Source organism: Nocardioides sp. AX2bis (assembly GCF_902506435.1).
Lineage (GTDB): Bacteria > Actinomycetota > Actinomycetes > Propionibacteriales > Nocardioidaceae > Nocardioides.
Map to the genome: position 1 here is coordinate 1 of NZ_LR733221.1, position 26,743 is coordinate 26,743.

Annotated in this window: 28 protein-coding genes; 2 read left to right on the forward strand and 26 right to left on the reverse strand. The window is 71.2% G+C overall.

Translation table 11 applies throughout. From position 1 onward, the window contains the following. Nucleotides 1-136: 136 nt before the first annotated feature. The 20 genes from GV155_RS19210 to GV155_RS19305 form a co-directional block, all read right to left on the reverse strand. A complete protein-coding gene (locus tag GV155_RS19210) occupies nucleotides 137-1,369 on the reverse strand; it encodes an O-antigen ligase family protein (RefSeq protein ID WP_160011720.1) in 1,233 nt (410 codons plus the stop codon). 532 nt (nucleotides 1,370-1,901) lie between these two features. Beyond that, complete coding sequence (locus GV155_RS19215; protein ID WP_160011722.1) at nucleotides 1,902-3,575, reverse strand: SGNH/GDSL hydrolase family protein; 1,674 nt, start codon at nucleotides 3,573-3,575, stop codon at nucleotides 1,902-1,904. A gap of 16 nt (nucleotides 3,576-3,591) precedes the next feature. Then, nucleotides 3,592-4,683, reverse strand: coding sequence for a hypothetical protein (locus tag GV155_RS19220; protein ID WP_160011724.1), 1,092 nt, complete (start codon nucleotides 4,681-4,683; stop codon nucleotides 3,592-3,594). 7 nt (nucleotides 4,684-4,690) lie between these two features. After that, nucleotides 4,691-5,521, reverse strand: coding sequence for a hypothetical protein (locus tag GV155_RS19225; RefSeq protein ID WP_160011726.1), 831 nt, complete (start codon nucleotides 5,519-5,521; stop codon nucleotides 4,691-4,693). Then, nucleotides 5,521-5,877 carry a hypothetical protein gene (locus GV155_RS19230; RefSeq protein WP_160011728.1) on the reverse strand — a complete coding sequence of 119 codons (357 nt, stop codon included), beginning with the start codon at nucleotides 5,875-5,877 and terminating at the stop codon, nucleotides 5,521-5,523. Before GV155_RS19230 ends, GV155_RS19225 begins: the two co-directional genes overlap by 1 nt. Nucleotides 5,878-5,888: 11 nt before the next feature. Further along, nucleotides 5,889-6,263 (reverse strand): hypothetical protein, encoded by a 375-nt coding sequence (locus tag GV155_RS19235; RefSeq protein WP_160011730.1) that lies wholly within the window; start codon nucleotides 6,261-6,263, stop codon nucleotides 5,889-5,891. Nucleotides 6,264-6,313: 50 nt separating this feature from the next. After that, nucleotides 6,314-7,351, reverse strand: a complete 1,038-nt coding sequence (locus tag GV155_RS19240; protein ID WP_160011732.1) for a hypothetical protein — start codon at nucleotides 7,349-7,351, stop codon at nucleotides 6,314-6,316. After that, nucleotides 7,351-9,144 (reverse strand): hypothetical protein, encoded by a 1,794-nt coding sequence (locus tag GV155_RS19245; protein WP_160011734.1) that lies wholly within the window; start codon nucleotides 9,142-9,144, stop codon nucleotides 7,351-7,353. Before GV155_RS19245 ends, GV155_RS19240 begins: the two co-directional genes overlap by 1 nt. Then, complete coding sequence (locus tag GV155_RS19250) at nucleotides 9,141-12,725, reverse strand: hypothetical protein (RefSeq protein ID WP_160011736.1); 3,585 nt, start codon at nucleotides 12,723-12,725, stop codon at nucleotides 9,141-9,143. Before GV155_RS19250 ends, GV155_RS19245 begins: the two co-directional genes overlap by 4 nt. A 60-nt stretch (nucleotides 12,726-12,785) precedes the next feature. Beyond that, complete coding sequence (locus GV155_RS19255; protein ID WP_160011738.1) at nucleotides 12,786-13,127, reverse strand: hypothetical protein; 342 nt, start codon at nucleotides 13,125-13,127, stop codon at nucleotides 12,786-12,788. Nucleotides 13,128-13,180: 53 nt separating this feature from the next. Beyond that, on the reverse strand, nucleotides 13,181-13,849 hold the full coding sequence (locus GV155_RS19260; protein ID WP_160011740.1) for a hypothetical protein: 669 nt from the start codon (nucleotides 13,847-13,849) through the stop codon (nucleotides 13,181-13,183). 120 nt (nucleotides 13,850-13,969) lie between these two features. Next, on the reverse strand, nucleotides 13,970-14,497 hold the full coding sequence (locus GV155_RS19265; protein ID WP_160011742.1) for a phage tail tube protein: 528 nt from the start codon (nucleotides 14,495-14,497) through the stop codon (nucleotides 13,970-13,972). A gap of 19 nt (nucleotides 14,498-14,516) precedes the next feature. Beyond that, a complete protein-coding gene (locus tag GV155_RS19270; RefSeq protein WP_160011744.1) occupies nucleotides 14,517-14,852 on the reverse strand; it encodes an Ish1 domain-containing protein in 336 nt (111 codons plus the stop codon). 115 nt (nucleotides 14,853-14,967) lie between these two features. Beyond that, nucleotides 14,968-15,411, reverse strand: a complete 444-nt coding sequence (locus tag GV155_RS19275; protein ID WP_160011746.1) for a hypothetical protein — start codon at nucleotides 15,409-15,411, stop codon at nucleotides 14,968-14,970. A gap of 4 nt (nucleotides 15,412-15,415) precedes the next feature. Next, the gene (locus tag GV155_RS19280) at nucleotides 15,416-15,820 is read right to left on the reverse strand and encodes an HK97 gp10 family phage protein (RefSeq protein WP_160011748.1); all 405 of its coding nucleotides are present in this window, start codon (nucleotides 15,818-15,820) and stop codon (nucleotides 15,416-15,418) included. A 14-nt stretch (nucleotides 15,821-15,834) separates the two neighbouring features. After that, nucleotides 15,835-16,272, reverse strand: coding sequence for a DUF6093 family protein (locus GV155_RS19285; RefSeq protein WP_160011750.1), 438 nt, complete (start codon nucleotides 16,270-16,272; stop codon nucleotides 15,835-15,837). Beyond that, complete coding sequence (locus GV155_RS19290; protein ID WP_160011752.1) at nucleotides 16,272-16,649, reverse strand: hypothetical protein; 378 nt, start codon at nucleotides 16,647-16,649, stop codon at nucleotides 16,272-16,274. Before GV155_RS19290 ends, GV155_RS19285 begins: the two co-directional genes overlap by 1 nt. Before the next feature lie 49 nt (nucleotides 16,650-16,698). Further along, nucleotides 16,699-17,850 (reverse strand): phage major capsid protein, encoded by a 1,152-nt coding sequence (locus tag GV155_RS19295; RefSeq protein ID WP_160011754.1) that lies wholly within the window; start codon nucleotides 17,848-17,850, stop codon nucleotides 16,699-16,701. Between the two features lie 13 nt (nucleotides 17,851-17,863). After that, complete coding sequence (locus tag GV155_RS19300; RefSeq protein WP_160011756.1) at nucleotides 17,864-18,262, reverse strand: hypothetical protein; 399 nt, start codon at nucleotides 18,260-18,262, stop codon at nucleotides 17,864-17,866. A gap of 2 nt (nucleotides 18,263-18,264) precedes the next feature. Then, complete coding sequence (locus GV155_RS19305; RefSeq protein WP_160011758.1) at nucleotides 18,265-19,527, reverse strand: hypothetical protein; 1,263 nt, start codon at nucleotides 19,525-19,527, stop codon at nucleotides 18,265-18,267. A 46-nt stretch (nucleotides 19,528-19,573) separates the two neighbouring features. Here GV155_RS19305 and GV155_RS19310 point away from each other — a divergent pair, with 46 nt between their 5' ends. Beyond that, nucleotides 19,574-19,756, forward strand: coding sequence for a hypothetical protein (locus GV155_RS19310; protein ID WP_160011760.1), 183 nt, complete (start codon nucleotides 19,574-19,576; stop codon nucleotides 19,754-19,756). A 3-nt stretch (nucleotides 19,757-19,759) separates the two neighbouring features. Here GV155_RS19310 and GV155_RS19315 read toward each other — a convergent pair whose 3' ends face one another. From GV155_RS19315 to GV155_RS19325, 3 genes are read right to left on the reverse strand one after another with little or no spacing between them, the layout of a single operon-like run. Beyond that, nucleotides 19,760-20,800, reverse strand: coding sequence for a phage minor head protein (locus GV155_RS19315; RefSeq protein ID WP_160011762.1), 1,041 nt, complete (start codon nucleotides 20,798-20,800; stop codon nucleotides 19,760-19,762). Further along, on the reverse strand, nucleotides 20,800-21,111 hold the full coding sequence (locus tag GV155_RS19320; RefSeq protein ID WP_160011764.1) for a hypothetical protein: 312 nt from the start codon (nucleotides 21,109-21,111) through the stop codon (nucleotides 20,800-20,802). The genes GV155_RS19315 and GV155_RS19320 overlap by 1 nt, the downstream gene beginning before the upstream one ends. Next, nucleotides 21,111-22,721 carry a hypothetical protein gene (locus GV155_RS19325; protein ID WP_160011766.1) on the reverse strand — a complete coding sequence of 537 codons (1,611 nt, stop codon included), beginning with the start codon at nucleotides 22,719-22,721 and terminating at the stop codon, nucleotides 21,111-21,113. Before GV155_RS19325 ends, GV155_RS19320 begins: the two co-directional genes overlap by 1 nt. A 45-nt stretch (nucleotides 22,722-22,766) precedes the next feature. Between GV155_RS19325 and GV155_RS19330 the strand changes: the two genes are divergently transcribed. Further along, nucleotides 22,767-23,135 carry a hypothetical protein gene (locus GV155_RS19330; protein WP_160011768.1) on the forward strand — a complete coding sequence of 123 codons (369 nt, stop codon included), beginning with the start codon at nucleotides 22,767-22,769 and terminating at the stop codon, nucleotides 23,133-23,135. On the opposite strand, the gene terL is transcribed toward GV155_RS19330, so the two are convergent. From terL to GV155_RS19345, 3 genes are all read right to left on the reverse strand, one after another. Beyond that, nucleotides 23,132-24,667 carry a phage terminase large subunit gene (gene terL / locus GV155_RS19335; protein WP_160011774.1) on the reverse strand — a complete coding sequence of 512 codons (1,536 nt, stop codon included), beginning with the start codon at nucleotides 24,665-24,667 and terminating at the stop codon, nucleotides 23,132-23,134. The two genes, GV155_RS19330 and terL, sit on opposite strands and share 4 nt — an antisense overlap. 129 nt (nucleotides 24,668-24,796) lie before the next feature. Further along, complete coding sequence (locus tag GV155_RS19340) at nucleotides 24,797-25,501, reverse strand: hypothetical protein (RefSeq protein ID WP_160011770.1); 705 nt, start codon at nucleotides 25,499-25,501, stop codon at nucleotides 24,797-24,799. Continuing rightward, the coding region (locus GV155_RS19345; RefSeq protein ID WP_160011772.1) for a hypothetical protein at nucleotides 25,498-26,743 on the reverse strand (1,246 nt) is incomplete at its 5' end. The genes GV155_RS19340 and GV155_RS19345, both read right to left, overlap by 4 nt.

The window sequence follows — 26,743 nt, forward strand, 5'->3', positions numbered from 1 at the left end:
CGGGGGAGCCGTGTCAGCCGGATTGCGGGTGTGACGGCTTGACCCGCAGCGAGCGCGCGCCTCTACCTGCAATCGGCTGCTCTAGGAGGAGAGGACCTGGAGCGTCGTCACCAAGTGTCGGCCTGGGCCCTGGGAGTCACACCTGACGGCGGGAACGCCGCTGCCAGTCGAGGCGCGGGGACAAGGCCAGACGGTCAAGTCGTTCCTGCTTCGCAGCGGCGAGCAACACTGCAACCGCCGGCGCCGCAACCCAGGCAGGAGCGATGATGAAGTCCGGGCGCAGGGGCATCTCGACTGCCGCCAACACCATCAGAGTCAGTACGAACCCGGCCGGAACGAGCGACGTCTCCAGGGACCACTGCCCGGCCCGCATGATGGCGAGCAGGAGTACTGCCATCGCCACCAGCCCGGGCAGGCCGGCGACGACCCAGTAGTGGAGCAGCACGTTGTGCCCCCCGGGAGCCAACACACCCGATGCCTGGTTCACGCTGCCTTCCAACGCGTAGGCCGCCGTGCCTACTCCGGCAAGCCAATCGCGCTCGATGAGCAGCTCCCGCGACCCGATCCAGATGGCGCCACGGTTGGTGAAGAGGCCCCGCGAGGTCACGAACCAAGGCGTGAGGGCGGCGATCAGCCCAACCACGACCATGCCGAACTGGTAGGCCACGCGCCGCTCGATCCCAGCGCGCACGCCTTTCAGGATGAGGATGGCGAGGCCGGCCGCGAGAACAGCAGCGATCGACGATCGTGACGCCGACATGATCAGCGCCAGCGCCATGGCGGCGAGCTCGAAGGCCCTGAGTTTGCGACCCGGGATCAGGAACACGAAGGGAAGCGCCAAAGCCATGCTCATGCCGAGGTTGTTCGAGCTCGGGTAGGGGCCGGCGAGGATGCCTGTGCCGATGATGGCTTTGGTGTCCACGCCGCCCAACGAGCCGGAGCGGTAGGCGATCTCAGGGCTGATCACGGCCAGCAGAATCGAGCCGACCGCGATGACAGCACCGACGTGCGCGAAGACGCGTAGGTCAGAGAGGTCTGGTCGGAGCGTGGAGAGTGCGGCGAACGCAACCAGGTTGACCGCGACGAACGGGAGCGTGATGCCGTCTGCGCCGTGGAAGACCAGCAGTGACAGAACGATTGTAATGAGCGCCAACGCCAGCAGCGAGGGTCGGAGAAGCACCCTGCGGAGCAGCTTTCCGAGGATCAGGACGCTGGCGCCGACCAGCACGACCGAGATAGCTGCACCGACGTAGGTCACGATCTGTGGGTTCTCGACCTCGCCGTACTGCACCGCCAGGTCGTACTCGCGGCCCACGATCAGCCGGTCCAGAAGTTGCGGGATTGTGGTCAGCGCGGCGTAGAGAACCACCAGCTGGCGGAGCTTGAGCCCATCGGAGGTCCAGCGAGAGGGCGCGGGGGGCTCGAGCTGGCCGGTGTCGCTGCCGTGAGGGCCAACGGGGCGTCGCTGGGCCGTCCCCCGCTGGTAGTTCGTCCGGGCGCGGGGTGCCTGAGATCGAGGAGAGGTTGCTGCGTCCCGCGTCACGCCGTGCAGTATCCCTCCCCGAGGCAACCGTTGGGAGAGCAACCGCCGCTTCCGGCGGTAGCGTTCGCTCATGAGGGTCACGCAGGGCCGGCCGCCCACCGACGTCACCCCGCCGGAGAATCAGGGCGGTGAGGGCCCGCGCAAATGCCCGGAGTGCGAGCACGCCCGGGTAGGGAACCAGCCTCCGCGGAGGGTGCCTGGACAACGCTGGTGGCAGGGTCAGACGGAGCCCGACCCGTCAGAGCCGGCAGTGTGCGCGTTCAGCGTCGACGGCGGCATGGGTCACGAGTACTGGTGCGACTGCGAACACCCGTCTCATGCTGACTTGATTGTCCCGATGTCCTGAACGCCTGCTCGGTCAGGTCGCCATGAAGCCGAGGGTGCGCACGAGCGCCTTGAGCTTGTTCACCTCGGCCTCGAGCGACGCGAGGTCGGCGCCCGACGTGTTCGGGATGGCAGCCGGCTGCGTGACCGCGGCCGCGCCCCACCAGGCCTGCTTGTTCAGCCGGTCGGTTCCCCACCTGGTGCCGGTGCCAGGGTCGGTCCCGACGTCGACGCCGGCGCCGAGGACCGCGCGGCCGTTGGAGCGGTAGACGGTGACCACGGTCCCCAGAGCGGCGCCGTTGTCAGCGCGGCGGACGATGACGAGGTCGGAGCCCGCGTTGGCCCCGGTCTCGGCGCCGCTGGTGGTGCGGAGCAGCCACCGCGACACCCCGTCGGTGGCGAACGCGAGCGTCCTGTCGGTCCCGGCGGGGCCGTCGATGGTCCACAGGGCGGTGGCCTTGGTCTGCTGGGCGGGCTTCTCCGCGGGCCTACGGGTGAGGGCGGCGTAGACGTAGTTGGCAACGACCTCGTAGCCGGCGGCGTTGGCGTGGATCAGGTCGGGGTTGACCAGCTCGGCGGCGTTGGCCTTCGCGCCGGTGTCCCACACGGAGTAGATGTCGATCAGGGGCAGGTCGTGGGCGCGGATCTTGGCAGCCAGGAGGTCCTGGTGGGCCTCGCGGCCAGCGACGGGGATGAAGGTCTTGAGGATGACGTCGCCGGAAACGAGGGCGGCGTTGATGACCGACTGCAGGAGCGGGTCGAACCCGTTGGGGTCGGTGAGACCGGCGGGGTCGGCGTCGTTGATGCCGAGGTCGATGATGGTCAGGTCTGGGGCGTAGGCCTTGATCGAGGCGAGCGCGTTCCAGGTGTTGGAGGCGGAGCCGGAGGAGTAGGCGGCCCACGAGAAGGCCTTGGATCCGGAGGCGCCGGCGTTGGCGACGCGGACCTGGCGGCGGGTGGAGAGCCAGGGCTCGATGCCCACGATGAAGACCTGGCCGGCGGCGCCGCCCGGGTCGATGGTGACGACGTTGGTCGTGATGGCCGCGGCCGCGGAGATGGTGACCTTGGCGATGCCCTTCGCGGCCTGGGCGCCGGTCGCGATCGCGGCCGAGGCGGCTCCGCCGGTGGCCTGGGCGGTGAAGGTGGCCCCGTCTCCGGTGGTGGTGAGGTAGTAGACGTCGAACCGGTCGGCGTTGATGCGGGGGTCGTTGAAGGTGAGGACACCAGCGGCGTCGAAGGGGGCGTAGTAGTTGTTGCCGCGGCCGCCGAACCCTATGTAGGAGGTGAGGGCGGTGTCCGCGGTGTCGCCCTTGACCCAGCCGGTGCCACGAGTCCAGCGGGTGTCGTTGGGGGTGCCGGCGGAGGTGGCGCGGGGGATCTGGAGGCCGTCGGCGGCCGGGACGAGGCCCTCGTTCAGGAGCGCGGCGAGCTCGGAGGGGTAGCCCTGCTGCTGGACGTAGGTGGCCTCGGTGCCACCGCCCACGCCGGCGGTGGTGGAGTCACCGACGGTGAGGAGCTTCGCGTCGCGGGTGCCGGCCTTCACCTCGGCGATTGCGGCGTCCCACCGGTTCAGGTAGGGCGCGGTCATCCTCTTGGTCGCGAGGAGTCGGGGTCCTTCCTTGATGTCGGTGACCTCGGCGGTCTCGACGAACTGCTCGGTGACCTTCTCGGCGAGGTCTGTCTCGGACACGACGCGCGTGCGGGTCATCGGGGTCTCCTGGTGCTCAGGCGGCGAAGGCCGCGCGCGGGGTCTGCGTGGGGGCGAGGTTGGGGAACCAGTAGGGGTCGGCGCGTTCGGTGAGCGCGACGTCGACGCCCGTGACGGGTCCGCGGCCGCCGGGGTTCATCAAGGTGGCGGCCTGGCGGTTCCACCAGGTGATATCGCCGTGGATGCCGTCGACCCCGCCCGTGACCGAACCGTCCGGGTGGAGGGCGGTCGTGTAGAACTCCTGGCCCAGGACACGGGCGCCGTTGGTTCCGGCGTACTGGCGCGAGGACTGCACCGAGCAGCCCGTGAAGCGCATGTTGTGGATGCGGCCGGTGGAGGAGAAGTTCTGCAGGACGACGCCCATGATCGAGCCGTGGCCGTGGCAGTTGCGCCACTCGACGTCCTCGACTGAGCACGTCATCGGCGTCCCGGGTTGGAGCGTCTCTCCGGACCCGGCCTGGATGCCGACGACCATGAACCGGGCGTCGGTGGACCCGCCGACGCAGTTGATGAACTTGGCGTCGGTGATGGTGTGGTCGGTGCTGGGGGAGGGGACGGGTTGGTAGACGTCGTCGCCGGACCAGACGTCGCAGGAGTAGGCCCGGAAGCGAGCCCCGCCGATGAGCCTCATGCCGCCGTTGCCGGTGGCTTCGGCGCACCCTCGAGCAGAGGTCCGCCGGATGACGAGGTCGTCGCCACGGATGGCCCACGCCTGGCCGCCGTCCCACTTGTCGATGCCGATGTCGGTCCAGACGTTGCGGTCGCCGTAGTTGCTGAACACGATGCCGGTCTGGTCGTAGCGGGTGTGGCCGGTGACGGGGTCGGTGTAGGACGTCTTGGCGCCGACCGAGCCCTTGCCGAAGAAGTGGCAGTCGTTGGTCTTGAGCGAGGTGTTGCGGTTTCGGAACATGGCCCCGCCCGCCCCGGTGTTGCCGGCGTCGGTGCGGTTGATCCGGCCGTCGACTCGCAGTGTGAGGCGGGAGTCGCAGAAGATCTGGGGGGAGTCGATGACTACGCCGGTCGGGACGACGACGGTGGTCCCGTTCAGCGAGGACGCGTCACAGGCGGCCTGGAGGTCGGCGTAGGTCCGCACGTCCACGTCGGGCATCAGGGCCTCACAGCGGGTAGGTGAGGCCCTCGAGGGGCATGACGTTGCCCGCGACCAGGGTGCCGGCGCCGAACCTGACGTCGCCGTTGGGCATGATCCACAACCCCTTCGACCCGACGCCGACGCCCGGCCACGCAAGTCCGACGCGGCCGCCGGGGCGGCACGAGGCCGGCAGGTTGAACAGCACTGTCCCAGTGTCGGTGGTCGAGGTCGCCTGGCCGTTGATGGTGGCGTTGGCGGAGACCACGCCTCGGAAGCGGACCATGTCGGACCGGTCGAGCCGCACCGCGGGGACGGGGTAGGCCGGGTCCGCGGTGAGCGACGCGACGAGGGTGAGGGGCTGCCAGGCGCCGCGGGCGTCGAGGGTCGGCGTGGTGCCACCGCCCGTTGCGGGAGTCGTCCACGTGTACCCGCTGCTGGTCCTGGTGAGCACCTGACCGTCGGTGCCGCCCGCGGGCGTCGTGAGCTTCGCGTCGAGGGCGGTCTGCAGGTTGGTGATCTGCGAGATGGTCAGCCCGGAGATGCCGACGGTGATGGTGTCGGCGGCGTCGTTGATCGCGACCGTCACACCCTGCGCGCCGACCAGGGCCGCGCCGATCGTGTCCCGGATGGCCTCGACGTCCGTCCCGGACCCGGCGGGCGCGGTGAGCGTGACCTTGCCGGTCGCGTCGTCGTAGGCCAGGGTCAGCGACCCACCCGAGACGAGCATGGCCCCGACGATGTCCTGGACCCGCTCCTCGAGCTCGGACAGGCTGACCTTGCCCGTCAGGTCGCCGGCGTTGGCCTTGCCCGTCCACAGGGTGTTGAGGCGGTCGGCGATCTCGTCCCAGACGGCCATCAGAAGTCCACCGCCGCGAGGAACGCAGAGGTCGCGGCGGCGTCATCGAACGACCCACCCGTGCCGGGGTCCCCGCCGCCGGTGTCGCCGCCATCGCCCCCGGAGTCGCCGGTCACGATGACCAGCGTTCCGTCAGGATCCGTGTCGTACCGCGCGAACCGGCCCAGGAGCGCCTCACCGAACGGGTTCGGGTCGGCGTCCTGCACGACGTAGGCCGCGAGCGTCTCCTGGTCCTCGGCCGCACCCGTCGCGTTGTACCCCGCCGGGCCGCGCTCTCCGTCGGTCCCGTCCGCGCCCTGACCACCCGGCTTGCCCTTCGGTCCGCGCGGCACGCTGTTCTGGCTGATGTACGGCATCAGGTGGCTCCTCAGCTCTCGCGGATGATGAAGGGGGACTCGGCGCGAGCCCAGACCTGGACGGTGTCGGTGCCGTCGCTGATGGCGAGCGACCACCTGCAGCGCCGCTCCGGCCCGGACCCGAGGGTGGCGGTCTCCGACTCCTCGAGGGAGACGACGACCTCCCCGACACGGCCCTCGTAGTCGAAGGTCGCGAGCTCGTTGCCGTCGGCGTCGACCAGGACACAGACCCCGGTGGTGTCGGTGAAGTCGACAGCCTCGTCGTCGGCGTCGTAGAAGTCGGGGCCGGCGGCGACGAACTCCCAGCTGGCGCCGGCGGTGGCCTTCGCGGGGTACTTGCCCAGGCAGGGCTGGGCCTTCTCGGGGAGGTCGGCGAATCCAGACACAGGTGGTCTCCTGACGGGGCAGCAGGTGAAGGAGCGGGGTCAGCAGGGGTTCAGCGGCGCTTGCTGGCGAACGTGGCGGCAAGATTGGCGATGAACCCGCTCGCCGCGGCGTTGATCGGGGTGATCGTGCCCAGGCCGGTGGCCGTGTCGTACCCCGTCGCACCGAGGACCACGTCCAGGTAGGTCCGCCCACCGAGCAACGCCGCGTCGGCAGCGAGCCCGTGCAGGCGCACCATCTGCCCGGCCCGGACCCGGCGCAGGTCCGCGTCCTGGCCGCCCGGGGTCGTCAGGTCACCGGGCTGCACATCGAGCGCACCGGTCCAGCCCGGGGAGCGGACCTGAGCCAGGAGCCCATCAGCGATGCGTTGCGCGCGAGCGGTCGGGATCGGGCCGAGGATGGTGACGTCCTCGGGGCGCTCGGGTGCGCCGGCACCGAGGGGGGCGGGGGCGAAGACCGAGGCGTACTCGCCGTCGGGGTTGACGTAGCGCACCACGACGGTCCGCGCGAAGTCCGCCGAGGCCGGGGCCAGGTCGACCAGGCCGGGGCGCAGCAGGTAGTCGGGGACGGTGGGAGTGGGGGAGAACCGCAGGGCACGGTCGGGGCCAACGTGCCAGGTGAGGTCGGCCTCGACTGCGGCGGCGTCGAGGAGCACCGAGAGGGCGCTCAGTCTCTCGGAGAGCTCGGAGTCGGTGAGGATGAGGGCGGGCACGCTGGAGGCGCGGGTGACGGCCCAGCCGCGGAGGATGGCCGGGTCCACAGCCTTGTGGATGTTGGTGGTGGCGTTCCCGGCCACGTTGAGTGCCTGGAACCCCTCGGCGACGCGGCTCAGGCCGATCGCGGTGTAGGTGCCGTCCTGGCCGTCGACCCCCGACGGCGGTTCGAAGACCTGCCCGGCAGCCAGCGGGAAGTGGCCGTCCATGACCTCGACGAGGGCGTTCTCCGGCAGGCGGGTGGCCAGGCCCGGGTCCATGGCCCACGTGACCTCGTTGTCCCCTCCGGGCCAGCGGGTGGACCACTTCACCTCGCCCCAGGCGTATTGGTGGGAGAGCCAGGTCCCGTTGACGCGCAGCTGCGGCGGCTGACCCATCAGGTCACCGGGTGGGTGTGCCAGCGGGGGTAGTACTCCACCTCCGTGGAGGCCGGGGAGTCGATGCCCGTGCCGGTGGTGACGGTGAAGACGTTCATCGCGTCCGGCCGCAGCTCGTGGGTGCCGACGGAGTCGATGGACCCGCCCACCCCGGCGGCGGCGTAGAAGGCGTCCGAGGCGTCAGGTGCGTCGCCGCGGAGGATCGTGGGCTTCTCGGCGACGGTCTCGGGCTTGATCCAGCACCGGCGCGACGGCCCGCCCGGGGTGGGGGCGCCGGTTCCGCATCCGACCTGGGTCAGCGACCCGATGCTGGTGTTGAACACCCATGCCTCGTCGAGGTCGACTGCTGCGGTGACCGGGTCGGCGGCGGCAACGGTGAGGCGTACGACGGCGGCACCGGGGTTGGCCAGACGGACGGTGGGCAGCGTCAGCGACAGCAGGGGTGCGATCTCGAAGGTGTCGACGGCGTCGAAGGTGACGTCGACGGTGGCGGTGGAGACCGTCGAGTCGAGGGTGGTGCCACCGATCTGGGTCTCGACGGTGACGACCAGGGGCACGACTCCGGTCGTGGCCGAGCGGGCCCGGATGACGAGGTGGTAGTCGCCGTCGGGCAGGGCTGCGGCGGGGGCGTCGAAGACCGCGGGGGTGTCGAGGTTGTCGGCGGATCCGGACACGGTCCCGGTCACGGCGAGCGGGGTGCCGGGGCGGTAGGACGACAGCGGGGGCAGGTAGGAGGACCCGTCGTCGGCCCACGTGTAGACGAGGACGTCGCCGAGGGCGTCGGTGTCGTGCTCGACGCGCAGGGAGCCCTGAGTGCGCACCGACCCACGGATGGGGAGCCGGCGGAAGGTCTGGCGGTCGGTGCCGGCCGAGGGAGGGAAGGACCCCCGGGCGAGGTTGGTGACGATCAGCTCCTGGTCGCGGCTCGCGAACGCGGCCACGAGCTGCACCGTGCGGAACGTGGCCGGTGCTGGGACCAGCACGCGTGTGTAGGTGGCGAACAGCGAGGGTGACGTGGACTGCACCGGGACCGTGGCCCCGTCGATCTTGACCGTGAGCGACTTCGGGTTGACCGTCTGCGAACCGGCGCGCACCTTGAAGTCGAGCACCAGGTACGGAGTCGCTGTGGCGTCCATGGGTGCCGGTGCGCTGTAGATCAGGTCGGCGCTGTTGCGCCCACCGTCCGAGACCGCGGTGCCGTTCCCGACCGTGTACGGGGCGCCGGTGGTGGAAGACCACCGGGCCGTGGACGACCCGTCGTCGAGCACCACGAAGACCGGCTCCACCAGGTCGCCGGCGCCGTCTCGAGGCGGGACCGGAGCCGAGGACACAACCAGGTCCTGGGACCGGACCCAGGGCAGGCAGACCAGACGGATCACGTAGAGCCGCGACAGGGCGTGCTCGCGGTCGGGGACGTAGTCGTAGTCCAGGGACGAGGTGACGACCTCGAAGACCCCGGGCACCACGAACGGTGTCACCGACCGCCAGGTCAGGTTCACCCTTGGCCGGCCGACCTGCCGCATCAGCGCGGACTCGGCCTGGGCTAGGGCGTCCCCGGTGGCGCCGGTGACCCGGATCACGATCTTGGGCTCGCGGTTGTCGTGGCCCTGAGAGAACACGATCGAGCCGTCCTGCAGCAGCGACCGCAGCGACACCTCGACCGGGACCGGGTTGCCCAGTTCCAGGCCCTCACCCTCGGTGGCCAGCGCCACGATCTCGTACGTCGCGCCGGGGGTGCCGACCTCGTCGAGGTCCAGGTCGCCCCACGTCAGGGTCGCGGTCGAATCGCTCACAGCGGCCTCCCTCCTGGTCCAGATGCGCGACGCCGCGCCTTGTTCGCCGCCCCGTCCAGGGCCCGCGCGGTGCGGTTGCCCGACTCGCGGTGGCCCTCACGGTTGCCCTTGTCGGCGTCCTTGACCGCCCTCGTGAGCCGATCGATCCGCTTGTTGGTCTCCCGCAGCTCCGGGCCGTACGCCGCGTTCCCCGCGAGCTTCGCGGCCTGGTTCGTGACCCGCTCCCGACGGTCGTACAGGTCCTCGAACTCGCGGACCCGACGCTTGCCGAGCCCGGCGAGGTACCGCGCCGACTCGAGCGTCCCGGCGCCCGCGGCCAGCGCGTCCTCGTCGAGGCCCATGCGCCGCAGCTTCCGGACCGCCTGCTCGTAGTCCTTACCGGCCTCGATGTCGCCCCGCAGCGTCCCGAACGGGCTCATCGAGCCCCACGGGGAGTCGGTGGCGCCGAAGAGGTCGCTGCGCAGCCCGTCGCGGGCGGTGGAGATGACCTGGGACCGGGCCTGGGTCAGACGCTCGCGCTGTGCCTGCTCCTTCTTCAGGGCCTCCTTGGCACCCCCGGAGGCGCGGGCCAGCTCGCGGAGCCCGTTGACGGCGTCCCGGTTGGCCCGTGCTGCGTCGCCACGGTCGAAGGAGCGGGTCGCACCGAGCCCGCGAGCAGCCCGGTCAGCGGCACCGTTCATGCCGCCCTCGGCGTACCACTCGACCTGGCCGCCGAACAGCGCGACCGTGGCCTCGGTGATGGCCTTCGCGCGGGGCCGGCGGTGGTCGTCGGCGTGCGGGATGTAGGACTCCCCGCCGGTCTCGGGCTCACGCCACACCCGGGTCGGGCCGGGGCCCGCGAACTCCGGGATGTGGGAGTCGGCGCGGTCCATGCCACCGGCGGCGTAGGCCCGGACGTCGGGGAGGAACAGGCCGCGGTCACCGAAGAGGCCGCGCACGGAGTTGGTGACGACGTTGGAGACCCGGTTGATGGTCTCGCGGATGGTGGTGACGGTGACGGTGCTGTTCTTGAACGCCGGGATCGAGTTGATGGCGGCCTGGATCGAGCGCGCGGGCCCGGATGCCTGGTCGAGAAGGTTGGCGCGGGGCGTCGCGGTGGTGCCGTCCAGGGAGCGCAGCAGGCCCACCACGCCACGCTGAATCCCCATGAAGGGACTGTCGTTCAGCCCGGCCTTCGGGACGGCGAAGAACGCGTCCAGGCTGGTGAGGTCACCGCGGGTACGGCGGTAGTTCCGGGTGAACTCCCCGCCCTCGAGACCGACACCAGGGATCGCGGTCGACCCGTCGAGGACCTCGAGGTCGTTCTTCGCCCCACGGCTCTTGCCCCGGAAGCCCTTGTCGTCGAGGTCGAGCTTCGGGTTGGCCTCGCGGCCGTTGAGGTCCCGCAGCTCGTCGATGAGGAACTTCATGGCGGCGCGGGCCTCGGGGGAGGCGTTGCCGAACTCGCGGAGGTCGCTGATCGCGCGGGTCAGGATCCGCTGCGCGCCGAGGGCGTCACCGGCCTCCTTGAGAGTGTTGGAGCGCTCAATGGCACGGCCGACCAGGGCGTTGCGGGCCGCAAGGTTGGCTCGGCCGGCATCGGTGCCGGCGTTCCAGGCGTTGCCGTTCTCCTTGATGGAGTCCGTGAGGTCGTCGAGGGCCTGCTCGTAGTTGATCAGGGACCCAGACCGGTCGAGGGCCGAGTTCAGGCCAGCGAAGGACGCGGCGAACTGCTCGACAGACTGCGCCGCGATCTGCATCTGGCGGCTCACCCCAGACGCGGGACCAAGGAGGGCGGCCAGGGATTCGCCACCCCCGACGGCGCCGGCCTCGAAGTTGTCGATCGAGCGGCCCAGCGCGTCGAGCTCGTTGCGGGCCGAGGCAGTCTTGCCGGTCGCGTCCGAGATCCAGTTTGCGTTCGAGATGGTGGAGTCGAGCTGATCGTAGGCCGCCCGCATCTGCTCGAGCGTGCCGGTCTCGGCGGCCTCGCGGGCGTTGTCCATGGCGGCGGCGAGGTCGTCGTTGGCGGCGGCCAGGTCGAGGGTCGCACCGACGCCAGCGCCGATCGCGACGCCCCAGGGTCCGCCCATGGTGCCCATGAGGGCCAGCGAGGCGGTGTTGGTGACGCCGAGCTTGTCGCCCAGGCCGGTGGTGGCCAGGGCGAGACCGCCGACGACTGCCGCGCCGGGGCCGACCTGGCGGATGAACCCGCCGACCGAGGCGCGGGCGGCGTTCGTCTTGTCGGTGGTGTACTGCGCGGACTGCCCGGCAGTGGCCATCACGGTGCCGAACTGGCCCAGGGTCGGGATGCTGGTCTTGACGTCCTTCGACCAGGCGCTGAACCGGCCCCCGAGGGCGGTCGCTCCGACGGCCTGGGTGACCTTGAGGCCGCGGTTGTAGACGGCGAGCCCGGCCGCTGCGGCGAGCAGCGGGGTGCCGAGGTCGGAGTCCGCGATCGCGCCGGCGACCTTGAGGACACCGGTCAGCCCGTCGAGCACGTACCCGCCGAGCGGGGCGCCGGCCTGGACGACATCGGTGAGGGCGTCCGCGGTGGCGACGAAGGCGGCCTCGACCTTGGGGCCGTTCTTGGCGGCGTAGTCGAGGAACTGCTCGACATCGCGGCGCCCGGCATCCGAGGATGCCCAGTCGTCGAAGCCGTCAGCGACGCGGCCGAGCCAGGACTCGAACCGGTCAGCGCCGGGGTCGAGGGACATGATCAGCTCGGCGACGCCGTGGCCGAGGTCGCCCAGGGTCCGGGTGGTCTTGGCGATCGACTCGGGTGCCTGCTGGCGCAGGTAGTCGAAGAACCCGGTCCACCGGTCCGAGGCCAGCGAGGCGGTGCTGGTGGCGGCCGCGTCGCCGACGGCCTGGCCGACGTCGCGCATGATCTTGGCCGCGAGCGGGCCGCGCTCCTCGAGGTTGTCGAGGGACTGCACCAGGCCGGGGAAGATGCCGGCGGCGGTGGCGTCACGGATGTCGCCTAGGACGGGGCGGAACTCGCGGAAGGCGCCCACGAAGGCCAGAGCGTCCGGGCCCAGCTTGCCCAAGGCGGCCTGGGCGGCCTCGAGGTTCGCTGCGGTGGGCTCGAGGTCGTACGCCGCGACGGCGCCAATCGCGTCGGGCACGCCCTGCATCGCGATCGCGACCGCGCCACCGGCCAGGACCATGGACGTCAGCTGCGCGTTCATGCCGGCCAGAGCGGGCACACCGACCGCGGCGATCGGGATCAGGCCAGGGCCGAGGACCGCGGTGAGGTCAGCGACCAGGCGCAGCCGTCCGGTGAGCTGGTTGATGGAGGAGTCGACGTTCTTGGTGGACCGGTCCAGGCTGCCCAGGCCACGGTCGAGGCCTGTGACGTCTCGCTGCAGCCCAGCGGTGCCGCGGGACATGCCGGTCAGGGACGTGTTGGCGCCCTGCGCACCGGCGGTCACGTCGGCCAGCCGGTTGCGGGTTACGCCCAGCTCGCGGTTCGTCGACGCCAGACCGACCGACGCCTTGTCGAAGGCCGAGTCGGTCGCCGCGCCGGCGGCCTTCATGTCGGCGATGTACTTGCCGACTTCGGCGTTCATGCGGACGGTGACCGAGCGGACGGTCGAGGTCATCGCGGTCACCGTCCTCTCGACGTCGTCGTGTCACTGATCAACCGGGTGGGTTCTGGCAGGTCAGCGGCCGGGCGGGAGCGGCTTGGCCTCGTAGTCCCGGTCGTGCACGAGTACCGGGATCAGGCCCGCGGGCACGTCGCCGGCCTTCGTTTCCGAGCGCCAGTGCTCGATCGCGCCGCAGGCGTGGCAGACAGCCGCGCCGTGCTCGGCTTCGGTCTCGACGTGGTACCAGCCGTCGTTGTCCGGGTGGTGTGCGAGCGCCCGCGGTTCACCGCAGGCGCACAGCGACTCCTCGTACGACGCGAGAGCGAGCAGCAGTGCACGGTCCTCGTCGGTCCACGGCGACGACGTCACCGTGCTGGCCACCCGCCCGGTGGCCTCGTCGTAGAGGTAGGTCGTCACCGTCGGTGCCCCACGCAGCTGCGACGGCGGGACCGCGAGGTCCCGGGCGAGCCTCAGTTCGCGGCGTGCTCCTGACGCTTCAGGACGAGCGAGGAGAGTTGCGATTTTGGGACCGAGACACCCGAGCTCTCGCACACGCCCCAGGCGGTGCCGGCCAGCGTCTGCATGACCGGGTCACCGACCCGCTTGCGGAACGCCGCGAGCTGCTCCGGCGTGAAGATCGGGCGGATGGCGCACGCCAGGATCAGGGCGTCGGCCAGGTCCTTGCCGAACGTCTTCTCCGTGCGCATCGTCTCGATGGCGCGCTCGTGCTTCTTCTTCAGCGCGGGCCAGGCGTCGGAGTCCATCTGCCGCATGCGCACAGAGACGAACGACCTGGCGTACTCCTGCTGCACCGCGAGCAGCTCGCGGGCGACCTCGAAGGCCCGCTGGGTGCCGGTGCCGGTCGAGACGGTGGCCTCGGCGTCGACCTCACCAGTGCCGAGCACGTTGCCGCGGGAGTCGGTGAGTCCGAAGAGCTCGGTGTCGAGCTCCTCGATGCGGGCCTCGAGGTCGGGGCGGAGGGCGAAGAGGGCGGACCGCTCGGCGAGGCGGACGTCGCCGGAGAGGAAGTCATCGAGGTTGAGGATGGTGTCGACGATCGAGGGGGTCAGGTCGGGGACCGCGGTGGTGTCGGTGCCGCCGGGGGTGCCAAGGGGGTGCTGGTCGGTGCTGGTGCTCATGGTGTCGCTCCTGCGGGGTCGGAGGTGGTGGAGGTCGGAGGTGGGTGGTGCGGGTGGAACCGGTGACGGCGTGGACCTCCGACCGCGCCGCCACCGGGCTCAGTGCCAGGTGCGGCCGGGTCAGACCCCGGCGGCGACCTCGCAGTTCGGGTAGCCCTTCGCGACCTGCAGCGGGACGCGGCGCTTGATGTTGCCGCCCTCGCCCGGGCGCTGGGGGGAGTCGGTGGTGACCTCGGCGCCGAAGTAGAGCTCGTCCGCCGGCGTCCAGGCCTCGGACTCGTCCTGGCCGGTCTCCCGCATGTAGGCCCACGCCGGGGTGCCCTTGACCTTCACGGTCTGGAAGAGGAGGTCCTCGACCTCGTCGACCTTGCCGGTGTCGGCGTCGAAGTAGCGAAAGACGGTCATGCCGGCGGCGTAGTTGCCCATGCCGAAGGCGTTGGCGGAGCCGGCGTCGGAAACGGCGCGCTCGTTGATCACCTCGGAGTCGGTGGGCCCGAAGGTCCAGTCCGAGAGGAGGACGTAGTCGCCGATGCCCTTGGGGCCGCCGATGCCGGCGTTGAGCTCGGCGACGGTGGGGCGGTTGGGGTCGACGGGTCGCTCGGTGAGCCAGGCCAGCTTGATGTGGCCGTCGGTCAGGGACTTGGGCATGGTGGTGCTCCTCTCCCCGTCAGGCCGGGGTCTGGTCGGTCGGCGGGGTGCCGGCCGGGTCGGTGGTGGAGGTGGGGGCGCTCGGCCCGTCGCCCGCCCAACTGCGGAAGTCGTCGACGACGTCGAGCATCTGGGCCTTGGTGGCGTCCTCGGGCAGCTCGATGCCGTGCTCGTCGGCCCAGTCGCGGATCCGGTCGTTGTTCCACGACGTGGTGGGGCGCTGGTCCTCGGTGCCGACCACGGGCTCGGCGGAGTACTGCTCGGAGAGCACTGGGTGATCGAGGTAGTGCGGGGGCACGCGCGTGGCTCGCCCGGTGCGGGTCGAGAACGCGGCGACCTTGCCGTCCATGGACATGGGGTTCTCCTCGGTGCTTGTCGGGCGGGGCGGGCACGCGCGGTCGCGCGGCGGCCCTGGGCCGGGGAAGGTGCCCAGGGAGCGAGAGGCAGCGACCAGCCGGGGGAGCGGACGGTCAGCTGGTGGTGTCGAGCTGGTACTGCATCGGCGACCAGAACCGCGGCGGGTTCGCCTGGTCGTTGCGCCGCATCGGGCCCGGGTCGTACCCGGGCGGGGTCCGGAACCGGCCGCCACCGATGCCCGCGATGCCGGGCGACCAGAGATGGACCTGGTCGTGGACGGCATCGAAGAGGTCGAGCAGCGCGTCCGCGACACCAGCCACGCAGGTCAGCTGGAACAGCAGGGCCAGGTCGGCGCTGCTCGAGCCGGTGACGGTGTCCTCGGCGTCGCGGACGCGGCCGAGGCCGGGGTAGAGCACGACGTACGGGGAGACCCGGCCGTCGGCGTCGACCGGACGCGCCTTGGCGGTGTCGATCGCGCCGAGGTGGGCGGTGGCCCAGGTGATGCCGTCGAGGCGGGCCATGAGGGCCTTGGCGACGACGAGCCGGGAGACGGTCATCAGGTCACCGCAGGATGTCGTCGCCGAGGTCGGCGAAGTCGTTGACGGCCAGGTCGATGCGCTGGTCGAACGCGGGGCCCATGTAGGGCTGCGGGGCGTTCCCGGGGTGCATGACCACGACGTTGTCCCAGCCCCAGGGCTCGTGGATCTCGTACGGCCCGTCCGTGCCCTCCTCGACCCAGCCGCCGTACTCCACGGTGGGGCCGGCCTCGAAGGACAGGCCGTCGACGTCGGCGCCGATGCTGTTCTTCAACGTGCCGAGGTCGACGGGTGCCAGGACCTGGGCGAGGCCGGCCACGGAGAACGCGGTCTCGGCCACGATGCGGCGGGCCTGGGGCTCGACGCGGTCGGCGTTGGACTGGATGTCGCGGGCCAGGGCGTGGACCTCGGACAGGTCGATGGTCGCCACGAGGTGCCTCCTGCTCAGCCGTCGAGGGTGGTCTGCAGGACCCGGGAGAAGCGGCGCTCGCCGCGCTCGACGGACTGCACGGACAAGCGGCGGCCGACCAGGTCGGCGTCGGGGCAGTCGTCGACCCACACGTGGTGCGCCTCGGGGTCGATCCCGGCCACGTCGGCGGGGAGCTTGACCTCGTAGGCGCGGGCCGAGGTGGGGTCGTCGACGACGTCGCTGATCGCGCCGTTGTCGGCCGAGGGGGTGATCGAGGCCGCGCCGGCGTACACCGTGTCCGCGGGGACGGCCTCGGATGCCTTCGTCTCGCTGTTCCAGCGGGTGCCGCCGAGCGGGCCGATGCGGACGGTCGAGGCGTAGGTGGTGGCCAGCACGTCGGCGTGCTCGGCGGCCCACGTGGTGGGGATGACCCGGGTGCCGGTCCGTCCGTAAGAGCGGCGCGGGCGAGGCATCAGACGTACCAGCCGTGCGGGTCCGGGCCGGACACGACGTTGACGACACCGAAGAAGAACCCGTCGTCGCTGTCCTCGACGGCCTTGGTCTCCTCGCGGTCGGCCTGGGCCCGGAGCGCGGCCGCGCGCTTCCGCATCGAGTCGGCAAGCTTCGCGCCGTCGGTGCTGATCTGGTGGTCGGTGAGGACCTTGGAGGCGAGCAGCTCGTTGTCGGCGTTCGTGTCGATCGCCTGGGCCGCGGCCCGCTTGACCGACCCGCCCTCGAGGGCGAGGAAGTCGGCAATCTCCTCGGAGGTGAAGACCTGGTCGTGCTCGTTGGGCGCGACGTCGTTGAGCAGGAGACGGACCATGCGTGTCGGCGTGGTGTCCTCGGGCATGGTCCGTCTCCTCTCGGGTGCTGCGGGTCGTGCTGGGTGGTGCGGTGGGTCAGGCGCCGCGCGAGGCGTACGTGAACAGCGCGTCGGCCGTCTGGTTGCCCACGATGTGACGGCACCGGTACTGGATGTCGTCGACCTCGAACGAGCCCTCCAGCGGCGACACGTCGCCGCCGCCCACGCGCTGGCCGCCGTCGGCCTTCACGCGCAGGTCCGGGGTCTCGTGGCCGGCGAGCTTCGCCGTCCACAGCGCCGGCCGGGCGCTGCCCGGCTTGGGCACGACGAACCAGGTCGTCGCGGCCTTGGTGTTCTTGTTGACGAAGTCGAGCATCGGCTCGACGACGTAGGACAGCGCGGAGAACTCGTTGCCCTCGATCGTCTCGACCCCGTCCACGGTGCGGCGCACCTCGATCGGCCGGAGGATGGAGGTCATCTGCGACTCCAGTGCCTTCGGGATGACCACGACGACCTCGGGGCGGGCGATGCTGCGCTTGGTGCCCGGGTCCTTACGGACGGCCATGCCGTCGAGCACGGCCTTGAGGTTGTCGCGGGTCAGCGGCAGCGACGTGGGGGCGTTGCCGTTGGCCGTCTTGAAGAACGTCGTGTTGACGTCGGAGGCCTCGTTGGTCTTCGGGTCGACCAGCAGGAGGTTCGAGACCGCGGCGATCATCTCGGTCTCGCGGGCCTGCTCGGACAGCTCGGCGGGCATGTCCTCGAGCTCCTGGACGGCCTCGTTGTTGATCCAGGCCTCCCAGGTGATCGCCTTGCGGCGCCCGTACTTCGCGACGCTGATGGCGTACTCCGAGAAGTAGCGCTGGTCGTCGGCGGGGTATTCGGTGTGCTCGGGCACCCGGGCCAGGCCGACGGTCGCCCGGCCGCGCGACTTGAGCCGCTTGGGGCGGAAGTCGCGGACCGTGGTGGTGTCGGTGTACTGGTCCCAGGTCGAGGGCAGCGCCTCGTACTGGGACTGCAGCTCCTGGTCGAGCTCGGCGAACGCCGCGAGCTTGAAGTCGGAGGTCGTGAACGCCTCGGCGAGGCGCACGTCGGAGCCCCAGGTGTTGGAGAAGGCCTCGGACAGCCGGGTGGTGGCGTCCTCGGCGAGGCTCTCCTTGATGCGGAAGGCCCGCGGGTTGCGGTAGCCGGCGAAGTCGGACTCGCCGCCGGCCTCGGCCGCGGCCTTGCCGGTGAGCAGCTCGATCGTCATGGTCAGTCCCCGATCAGTTCGCGATGCGAACGGTCAGCGGCCCGCTGGGCGCGGCCTTGGTGGTGAGGGCGTGGCCGTACAGGGTGTTGCCCGTCGCGTCGGCCGAGAGCGCGTTGGCGCCCGTGATGTAGATGGGGTCCAGGACGTTGGCGACCGCGAAGTCGACGACGAACGGGTGGGCGCCGACGAGGACGCAGGACGCCTGGCCGTCGACGTTGCCGCCGCCGTAGTTGTAGGTGCCGTTGACGGACCCGTCGGCGTTGCGCGGGGCGACCGAGGTGTTGGCCCGGTCGGTGGTCGCGACGACGTTGAGCCCGGTGGCGCCGCCGATGCGGAGGGGGGCGCCGGACTTGGTGCCGGCGGGGACCGGGAGCGCCAGGAAGTCGGCGTTGCGGTAGGTCTCGATGCCCATGGTCAGTTCTCCTTGATCTCGCGGCCGAAGGCGTTGCGCCGCGGGCGGGCGCTCTCCTGGGCGGTGGGCTGGTCGGTGACGGTGCCGTTGCCGGTCACGCGGCCCTCACCGGAGGCGGCGCGGGACTCCGCGACGGCGGTGTCGACGGCGGTCTTGAACGCGTCCGCGTCCAGGGAGCCGTCCTCGGCGACGGGGAGGTCCGCGAGCAGGCCGCGGGCCTCGAGCTGGGTGAAGGTGGCCTCGTGCTCGACGAGGACCTTCCGGGCGGCGTCGGTGCGCCGGGACTCGGCCAGCGCGTTCTCGGCCTGGTCGGCGCGGGCCTTCTCGGTGTCACGCTCGGACTCGAGCGCGGTCACCCGGCCGGCGTCCGCCTCGAGCTGGCGCAGGCGCGCCTCCTCGATCTGGGGCATGGTGTCCTCCTTGGACTCCTCGGTGGTCGTGCTGGTGGCGGAGGTGGTGGTGCCGCCCGGCCGGACCGGGACGTAGGTGGTGGTGACGCGGACCTCGGTCCGGTCGCCGGTCAGCGAGACGACCTGGTCGTCAGCGCCGGTGGTGTAGCCCTGGCCGTAGATGCCGGACCCGTCGCCGTCGGTCTCGAGCTCGAACCAGACGGTCTCGTCGTCGAAGTCGCGGACCCAGACCCAGGTGTTCTCGCCGGAGTAGGTGTCGCGCAGGACGTTCTGCAGGGCCTCGCGGGTGTCGTTGACGGTGGCCTCGGCGACGCCATGGCGGACCGCGCGGCGGTTCGCAGCCGCGGACTCGAGCAGCGACAGGACGCGGCCGCCGCGACCGGCGCGGGTCACGAAGTCGACGGACATCACCGGGGCGACGAGGCCCTCGATGATGCCGCCGCGGCGCCCGTCGGCCTCGCCCTCGACGATGTCGGTCGCGGAGCCGCGGATGGAGACACCGATGGAGTCCTTGACGGTCTCGACGAGGTCTCGCCACTGGGGGACGACCTGGACCTCGCCGACCAGGGCGCCGTCGTCGGCGAGGTAGGCGGCCTCGGTGGTGATGGCCATGAGGTCCTTGATCGAGCGGACGGGGCGCTCGATGTCCTCGGCCTCGGTGGGGTGGTCGGCGTACATGTGGGTGCCGGCGGGGATGACGCCGTCGGTGGCGGCGGCCTCGAGGACGGCGGGGGAGTAGTAGCCGGAGGAGCCCCAGCCGGGGTTGATGAACTGCACGAGCATCCGGCCGGACTTCTTGGCCTCGGCGGCTGCGGCCTCGGTGAGCGGTGCGAGCTCGCGGAGCGGCTTGGGCATGGCGGAGACCTCCCGGTCTGGGTGGGGCGCGGGTAGCGTGCGACGGGTGGGTGTGGACGACGAGGTGGGCGACGGCTGCGTCGAGCACGTCTGGTCGATGACCGAGCTGCACCTCTCGACCGAGCGGGGCGCCGAGTCCACGAAGCGGTGCGTGCGGTGCGGCGCGCTGACCTACGTCCCCGACCGGATCCGTGAGGGCCGCGGCAAGCTACCCCCGCCCCGGGTCTGACGCTCAGTCAGCAGCGCGAGCGGGCGCCGGCGCCGGGACCTGCGAGTCCCGCCACCCATCGGTGCGCCGCGTCTTCGTCCACGCTTCGCGGGGGAAGTCCCCGGCCTGCCACGCCGCGCGGCCCTTGATGCCGAGCAGCGATGTCTGCTGCTCGGGCGTGAGCGAGGCGAAGTGGTCGTCGGCGTCGGGAATCCACGACGTGTCCGGGTCGGCGCCGTCGCGACCGCGGACCAGCGGGCACCGCGAGCAGCGGCCCTGCTGGTGGTCTTTCGGACCGGTCACGTCGAGGTCGAAGACCTGGCCGTGCATCGACAGGCACGATCGGCACGTGCGCGGCCCGAGGTGCGCGAGCCACGCCCACCCGGCCAGCACCTCGGTGTGCGGCTCCTCGGCGGCCTGCGCTGCGGCACGGTAGGCGTCGAGGGTCTCGGTCCGCGCGATGGTCAGTGCCCGATTGAGCCCGAAGTTGAAGTGGTCCTCGGCCCGCTCGACCATCAGCTGGGCGGTGTCGCGGGGGCCTGTGCCGACTGCGATGCCGCGGACCAGCTCGCGCTGGATGATCGCGTAGGTGTCGTCGGCGACCGGGAGCAGCTCGGAGGTGATCTGCTGCGTGGTGCGCTCGATGATCGCCTCGAGCGCGGCGGGTACGGGGCGGGCGGTCCGGTCGAAGAGCTCGGCTCGGTCGTCGCCCTCGTCGTTGGGGAGGTCGTCGAGCTGTGCGGCGATGAGGCGCCCGGTCGCGTCGACGCCGAGGTCGAGGGCTGCGGCCAGGTCGCGGGTCATCGTGACGCCGGCGGCCTCGGTGAGATCCTCGAGCCGGTCGACGATCCCGGCCAGCACGGTGGCGAGGCGCTGGGATCGGACGATCAGGCCGGCGGTGATCTCGGTGCCGTCGTCCATCAGGTCGGCGAGGGTGTCGGTCAGGTCGCCGGAGATCTCTGACCAGGCCGCGGCCCAGGCGGCGATGAGGATCTGCTCCTGGGCGGTGGTGAGGCCGTCGAGCTCGGCGGCGAGCTGCTGCTCGACCTCGTACGGCGTGGGCATCAGGCCACGCGGTCCCACGCGTAGGGGAGCGGCGGTGAGTCAGGGAGCCGGGTGTGGCGCGCGGTCGGACTCGGTGACGCCGGTGCGACGTAGTCGCGGGGCCAGCCGAGGTGCTCGGCCTCCCCGGTGGCGACGAACTGCAGCCAGGGGTGGTTGGGGTACTGCAGGTGCGCGTTGGTCCGGTAGTACTCCGCGGCACCGGCCTCGCGTCGGCACAGGCGCTCGACCTCGGTGACCACGTCCTCGATCGGGCTGAACACGTCGGCTATCAGCTCCTCGAGGCGCTGTGGGCCGGCGTAGTACTCCGGCATCAGCTGGTCCGGCCCCGGCGGGCAGCCTCGACCGCAGCCGCCGCAGCGGTGACCTCCGGGTCGATGAAGTCACCCTGCTCATCGGTCACCGCGTCGATCACCTCGTCGACGTCCTTCACCCCGAGCGCGTTCAGCAGAAGCCGCAGCAGCACCGGCTTCGGCACCAGCTGCGTACCCGACGCCTCGACGATCGCCTTGATCAATGCGACGGGGTCGATGTCCACCAGCGGCGGCCAGTCCCAGTCCAGCGTCCGCTCGACCTCACCGGTCAGCACCGTCGTCAGCCGGCCCCAGTCGTCACGGGCCATGCTGCCGCGCAGCGCACCGCGGGGGGCGAGCACGGCCTGGTCGATGACGTACTCGACCAGCCGGGTCAGGGACGACTGCCACATCAGCCGACGCATGCCCATCTCCAGGATGGTCGGCAGGTCCAGGGTCTCGGCCACCGCACGGGCGCCGGTGACGCCAGGGTCGGCGAGCAGCATCGTGACCGGCAGACCCAGCCCGGCGGCGGCCATGCCGGCAAGCGGGCGGCCGGAGTCGGCGTCGATGGTCGCCCCGGACTTCGGGATCGCCTCGAGGTGCACGTCGGGGGTCCCGACCGCGGCCCGCCCGGCCTGCTGCTCGGCGGGTGCACCGATCGGGGGCACTCCGGGGACGGGCTGGCGCTGCGCGTTCAGCGACGCGGCGAGCTTCTGCGCCCGGGACCCGTTGCCGGCGGTCGCGCGCCAGGCGTACTGCGACAGCGACCGGGTCAGCTGGGCCCAGTCGACGAGGAAGTCCTTGTAGGAGCGGGCCCAGGCGATGGAGGCGTAGACGTCGGGGACGCCGAAGCGCCACCCGGCGACCTCGTTGACCTTGACGTGCAGGATCGGGGCGTCCCAGCGCACGGTGGCGCCGTCGATGGTCTTGGGTCGGGTGCGGGGCCAGAACCCGACGGCGGGGTGGAAGACCTTCACGACCTGCGCGCGGGTGCGGGTCTGGCGGCTGCCGTCGGCGCGGACGGTGCCGGGCTCGACGACGCGCTGCGCGACGCGGCGGACGTAGTACCAAGGGTCGTCGCGGTCGTCGGGGTTGGTGATGACGTCGACGACTTCCTCGGCCAGCGCGGTGCGGACCTGCACGGCGCCGGTGAGGGGGTTGGTGAAGCAGGTCAGGTAGACGTTGCCGTCGGTGCCGACGCCGTGCTCGAGCTTGGCGTGCGCGACGTCGCCGGTCAGCGTCGCGGTGTTCGCGTCGAGGAAGCCCTGGACGACGGCGTTGACGTCCTGGGCCTGCTCGTCGCCGGCGGCGCGGGCGCGGACCTGGACGCCCTGGCCCCACACGTACCCGGTGCGGACCTGCAGGCCGCGCTTGATCAGCGGGTTGCTGATGGCCATGGTGCGGCAGAGGGTGATGAGGGCCTTGCGGGCCTCGGGGGTGAAGTCGGCCTGGACGGCGTGGGCGATGGAGCGCCAGCCCTTGTCCTCGAGCGCGAGCTGGAGGTCGGCGACGGACTCGGTGAGGAGGAGGTTGTTCTCCTGCTCGGCGCGCAGCTGCTCTTGCAGGACGCCGGTGTCGGGTGTGCCGACCTCGGTGACGTCTGCCTCGGAGAGGATCCAGTCGGGCATGGCGGGTCCTTCCCAAGAGTCGACGTCGGTGAGCAAACTTCAGTCATGATTCGAGAGATTGGTGGCGTTTTCGCCTTCGCAGCCGCCATATCGGTTTTCATGTGCGTTGGGACTTTCCTGCGAATGCATGAACACGCGGCAACCGCAGACGCCTTCGTATCCAGGTCTGTTCAACTGGCCCGGTGTGAGGCGCCGGCCGAGCGTGCGCAGCTGATCGACGAGTACTGCGAGGAGACTCCAGCGGCAATCGAAGGCTATAGCGACCTGCGCGACACGACCGTGCTGCTTGCCCTGGCTGACAGCAGACGATTTCGCGCCACAAATGCTCTCGCGGTTAGTGCAGGGTTCCTGGGCGTGGCGTCGCTGCTGGCGAGCATCAGCGTTGCGTGTTTCAGCAGGCGGCGGTCTGCCTAGGGGATGTACAAGCCGAAGCCGACCAGGGCCGGGTCTAGGTCCTCGGCCGTGACGACGCCGGTGCCGCCGCCGAGGTCCTGCCCGGCGAGCAGCGGCTGCAGGATCAACCGGTTCAGGGCCTGCGAGGCGGCGTCGACCTGGTCGTCGTGCGCCCCGGTCGGGAACGCCGCGGCCTCCTCGACGAAGTCCTCGACCCACGGGGCAAGCTCGGGCGAGGGCAGCCACACGTTGGCCGACTCGACCAGCGGCGACACCGCGGCCGCGCGTGCCTCTTTGCCACCCTGCGGCTCCTCGGGGACCAGGCCAGGCACGGTGCGGCGCAGCGCGGCGAGGACCGCCGGGCCGTTGGCCTTGTCCTCGACGACGTTCAGCAGCGCTTGGGGCCACCGGGCGTTCAGGGTTCGGACCGCGCGGCAGGTGGTCGGGAAGTCCATGCGGGCGCGAACCTGGTCGAGAAGGTAGGCGTCGACGCCGCGTCGGCCCCAGACCTGCCCGACGACGTAGTCGGCGCCGTCGGTGCCCTTGAAGGTCAGGTCCCAGGAGACGAGGAGGTCGTCGAAGCCGGTGACGATGCGGGTGCCGTCCTCGCGGTCGAGCCAGACCGGGGTGTTGTATTCCTGCCACCAGGTCCGCTGGAAGATCGTGCCGCCGGCCGACGAGGGTCGGCCCTGGTAGAGCGCCTGCCAGGTGCGGGACCCGACGCGGGTCTTGATCGCCTTCCACGCCGCGGCGGTGCGACCGCGGGCGGACTCCAGGAACCCGCCGGGCTCGCGGCCCAGCGGGTCGGCGTCGCCCTGCTCGGGGTCGTGGTCGGCCTCGGCGGGGATCCGCAGTTCGGTCCAGAGGTGGCCGTCCTCGGCGGCCAGGAGCCTGCCGGCGAGGTCGTCGTCGTGCCACCGGGTCAGGATCAGCACGACCGGGGCGCCAGGGGAGAGACGGGTCGAGGCTTCCTCGGTCCACCAGTCCCAGACGCGCTCGCGGAAGACCTCGGAGTCGGCCTCGGCCCGGGACTTGATCGGGTCGTCGATGATCAGCATGTCGGCGGGCATGCCGGTGACGCCGGCGCCGATGCCGACCGAGAGCACGCCGCCGACTTCGCCGCGGAGCTGCCACTCGGAGACGGACCCGTTGTCGAGGGCGATGCGCATGCCGAGCTCGGGGTGGCGGTTGATCGTGTTGCGGATCGCGCGGCCGTTGCGGTTGGCCAGGCTCTGGCCGTACGAGCCGCTGACGACGCGGGTCCAGGGCCGGTGCTTGAGGACCCAGAGGACGAAGTCCTTCGCGACCCGGGTGCTCTTGCCCTCCTGCGGGGGCAGGGTGATGATCAGCCGGCCGTCGGGGGTGTTGATCAGGTCGAGGAGCGCGGCGTCGATCAGGTCGAGGGCCGGCGTCTGCGCCGTCTTGGGGTTCAGCGCCGCGGCCAGGGTGCCGGGCGTCTGCCAGCGGGGGTCGTCGGCTGCGTTGGGCTGGGGGTGGGCGATGCCGGTGAGCTCGCGCTCGAGGTCGTCGACCCAGGTGCGAGCGGGGGTCATCGTCACCTGTGGGTCACCGCCTCCCGGACGCAGAAGAACCCGCGTGCACCAGCGTGTGGGCAGACGGGTTCTTGAGGAGATGAGACACCACTACTACCTCGCGCGTCAAGTGGCGCTAGTTGGCTGGGTTCAATCCTCGAAGAGCGAAGGGTCGAGTCGTCCCTTGTTCAGAATACCGTTGTCGCGATGCCACATACTTCCTTCCGCATCAGTGAACTGAAGGCACGGGCGAGCGAAGTAGTAGTGGCGTCGATGCGGTGGGGAATCCTGGGGCGAGAAGAGTGACCGCAGGTGGTCAGGCGCCTGCAGCTCTACCTCCCGCGTTACGCCGGGGCCGAGTCCACCCTTCAGGACCTTGTGGAGGAAGGGCCCCTCGAAGGCACGTCCACCGACGTGGCCAATGATGCGCGCAAAAACCAGGGCATTCCGCACTGGCAGATCAGACGCGTTCCGCACATAAACGGTCATGCTCCTGACACCGAGCAAGTCGTTTAAGAGAGTTCCGGGGTCCATATCGCCGAATTCGAGTTTGAGGGCGCCTTCATCCTCCGCCCAGACCGCGACCTTGGCTGCCTGGGCGCGCTGCTCGTTGTCCTCCAGGCGCCTATCCCGCTGCCTCTCAATGAGCAGGCCGTCCCAGGCGGCTCGAGCCGCGACCGCAGCGACGGCGAAGGCGAAGGCAGTGCCGAGAGCTCCTACCCATGCAGCTGCGTCGCTTGCGTCGAGGTCGAGGACGGAGACCAACGAGGCTGCCAGGCAGAAAAACGCGCATCCACCGACGGCTCCGAACGCGAGAAAGTCGCCCACCCCAAGTGGCCTCGGTTCTTTGCTCACGCGCTCTCCTTCGATCGGCGGCGCTCAGCGTCCCACTCGACCTCGATCGCGGCCACCCGCGACGGGTGAATACCCAACCGCCGACCCGCCGCGTCAACATCCTCACCCGCGGCCACGGCCTTTTGGAGCTGCTGAATCTGGCGGTCGCGCTCGAGGCGCTTCCGCTCGGTTGCCTCGGCTCGGATGACGGCGGCCGCGGCCTCGTCGGCGACGTCGGGCCAGAACACCAGCCGCTGCCCCCAGGTCACCCCGGGCTGCCACTGGCAACAGCCGGAGACCTTTTCGCGGTCCATCCACTTCCGCACCGTGGCGGCGGGGATGGCCATCCCGGTCTGGGTGGAGGCTGCTTCGGCGGCCATCTGGATGTGGGTCCATCCGTCGCCGTTCGGGCCGGCGGTCAGGAGGTGGCGGCGTACGGCGTTGGCGTATTCGCCGGCGTCGTAGTGCTTGCGGCAGCCCTCGCACTCCCAGGACTGCCCGACGGTGGGGTCTTCGATGCCGCCTTGGCCGAGCCGGGAGGTGGTGCAGGCGTGGCAGGGGCGACGGGCTGCGGTCTGCTCTGCGCCGGTGGGGGTGCGGCGGGCGGCGCGGTGGTCGGCGTAGGTGGGCGGGCCGAGCTCGGGGTAGGTGGCGAGGACGTCGAGACGGGCCCGGGCTTCCTGAGCGCCGCGGCGTACGACGTCGAGGTGCCGGCGGGCCGGGGTGTCGTGGCGACACGGGGTGGGCTTCCCGAACCGGCGGACCAGAGGGTCGCCGCACTCGAAGCACGGGACGCCGCGCTCGGGCTCGCGCTCGTCGTGCAGCAGCCGCTCGAGCTGGCGGGCGAGGGCGCCCATGTCGGTGGCCATGGCCAGCCAGTTGAAGTCGTGGTCCTGGGCCAGGGCGGTGAGGTGGTCGGCGAGGTAGGCGATCACGGTCTCGACGGTGGGTCCGCTGGCGGGCAGCTGGTGTTGGAGGTGGCGTCGTGCGGCGGTGTCCCAGATCGCGAGGGGCAGCAGGACGGGGACGACGTCGTCGGGGTGGTGGTCGTCGTCGAGGGTCTTGGACCAGCGGAGGTTCTCGAGGACGGCGCCGGCGCGGGCGTAGGCGACGAGGGCGTCGCCGCCGGGGATGGGTGCGGCGGCGAGGAGGCGGCCGTCGTGGCCGGCGTTGGCGGCGTGGTCGGGGAGGTGGGCGTGGTGCCAGCGGATGTCGCGGAGGTCTTGGCGGGTGGCGCCGACGCAGGTGGGGCAGGTGTGGGGG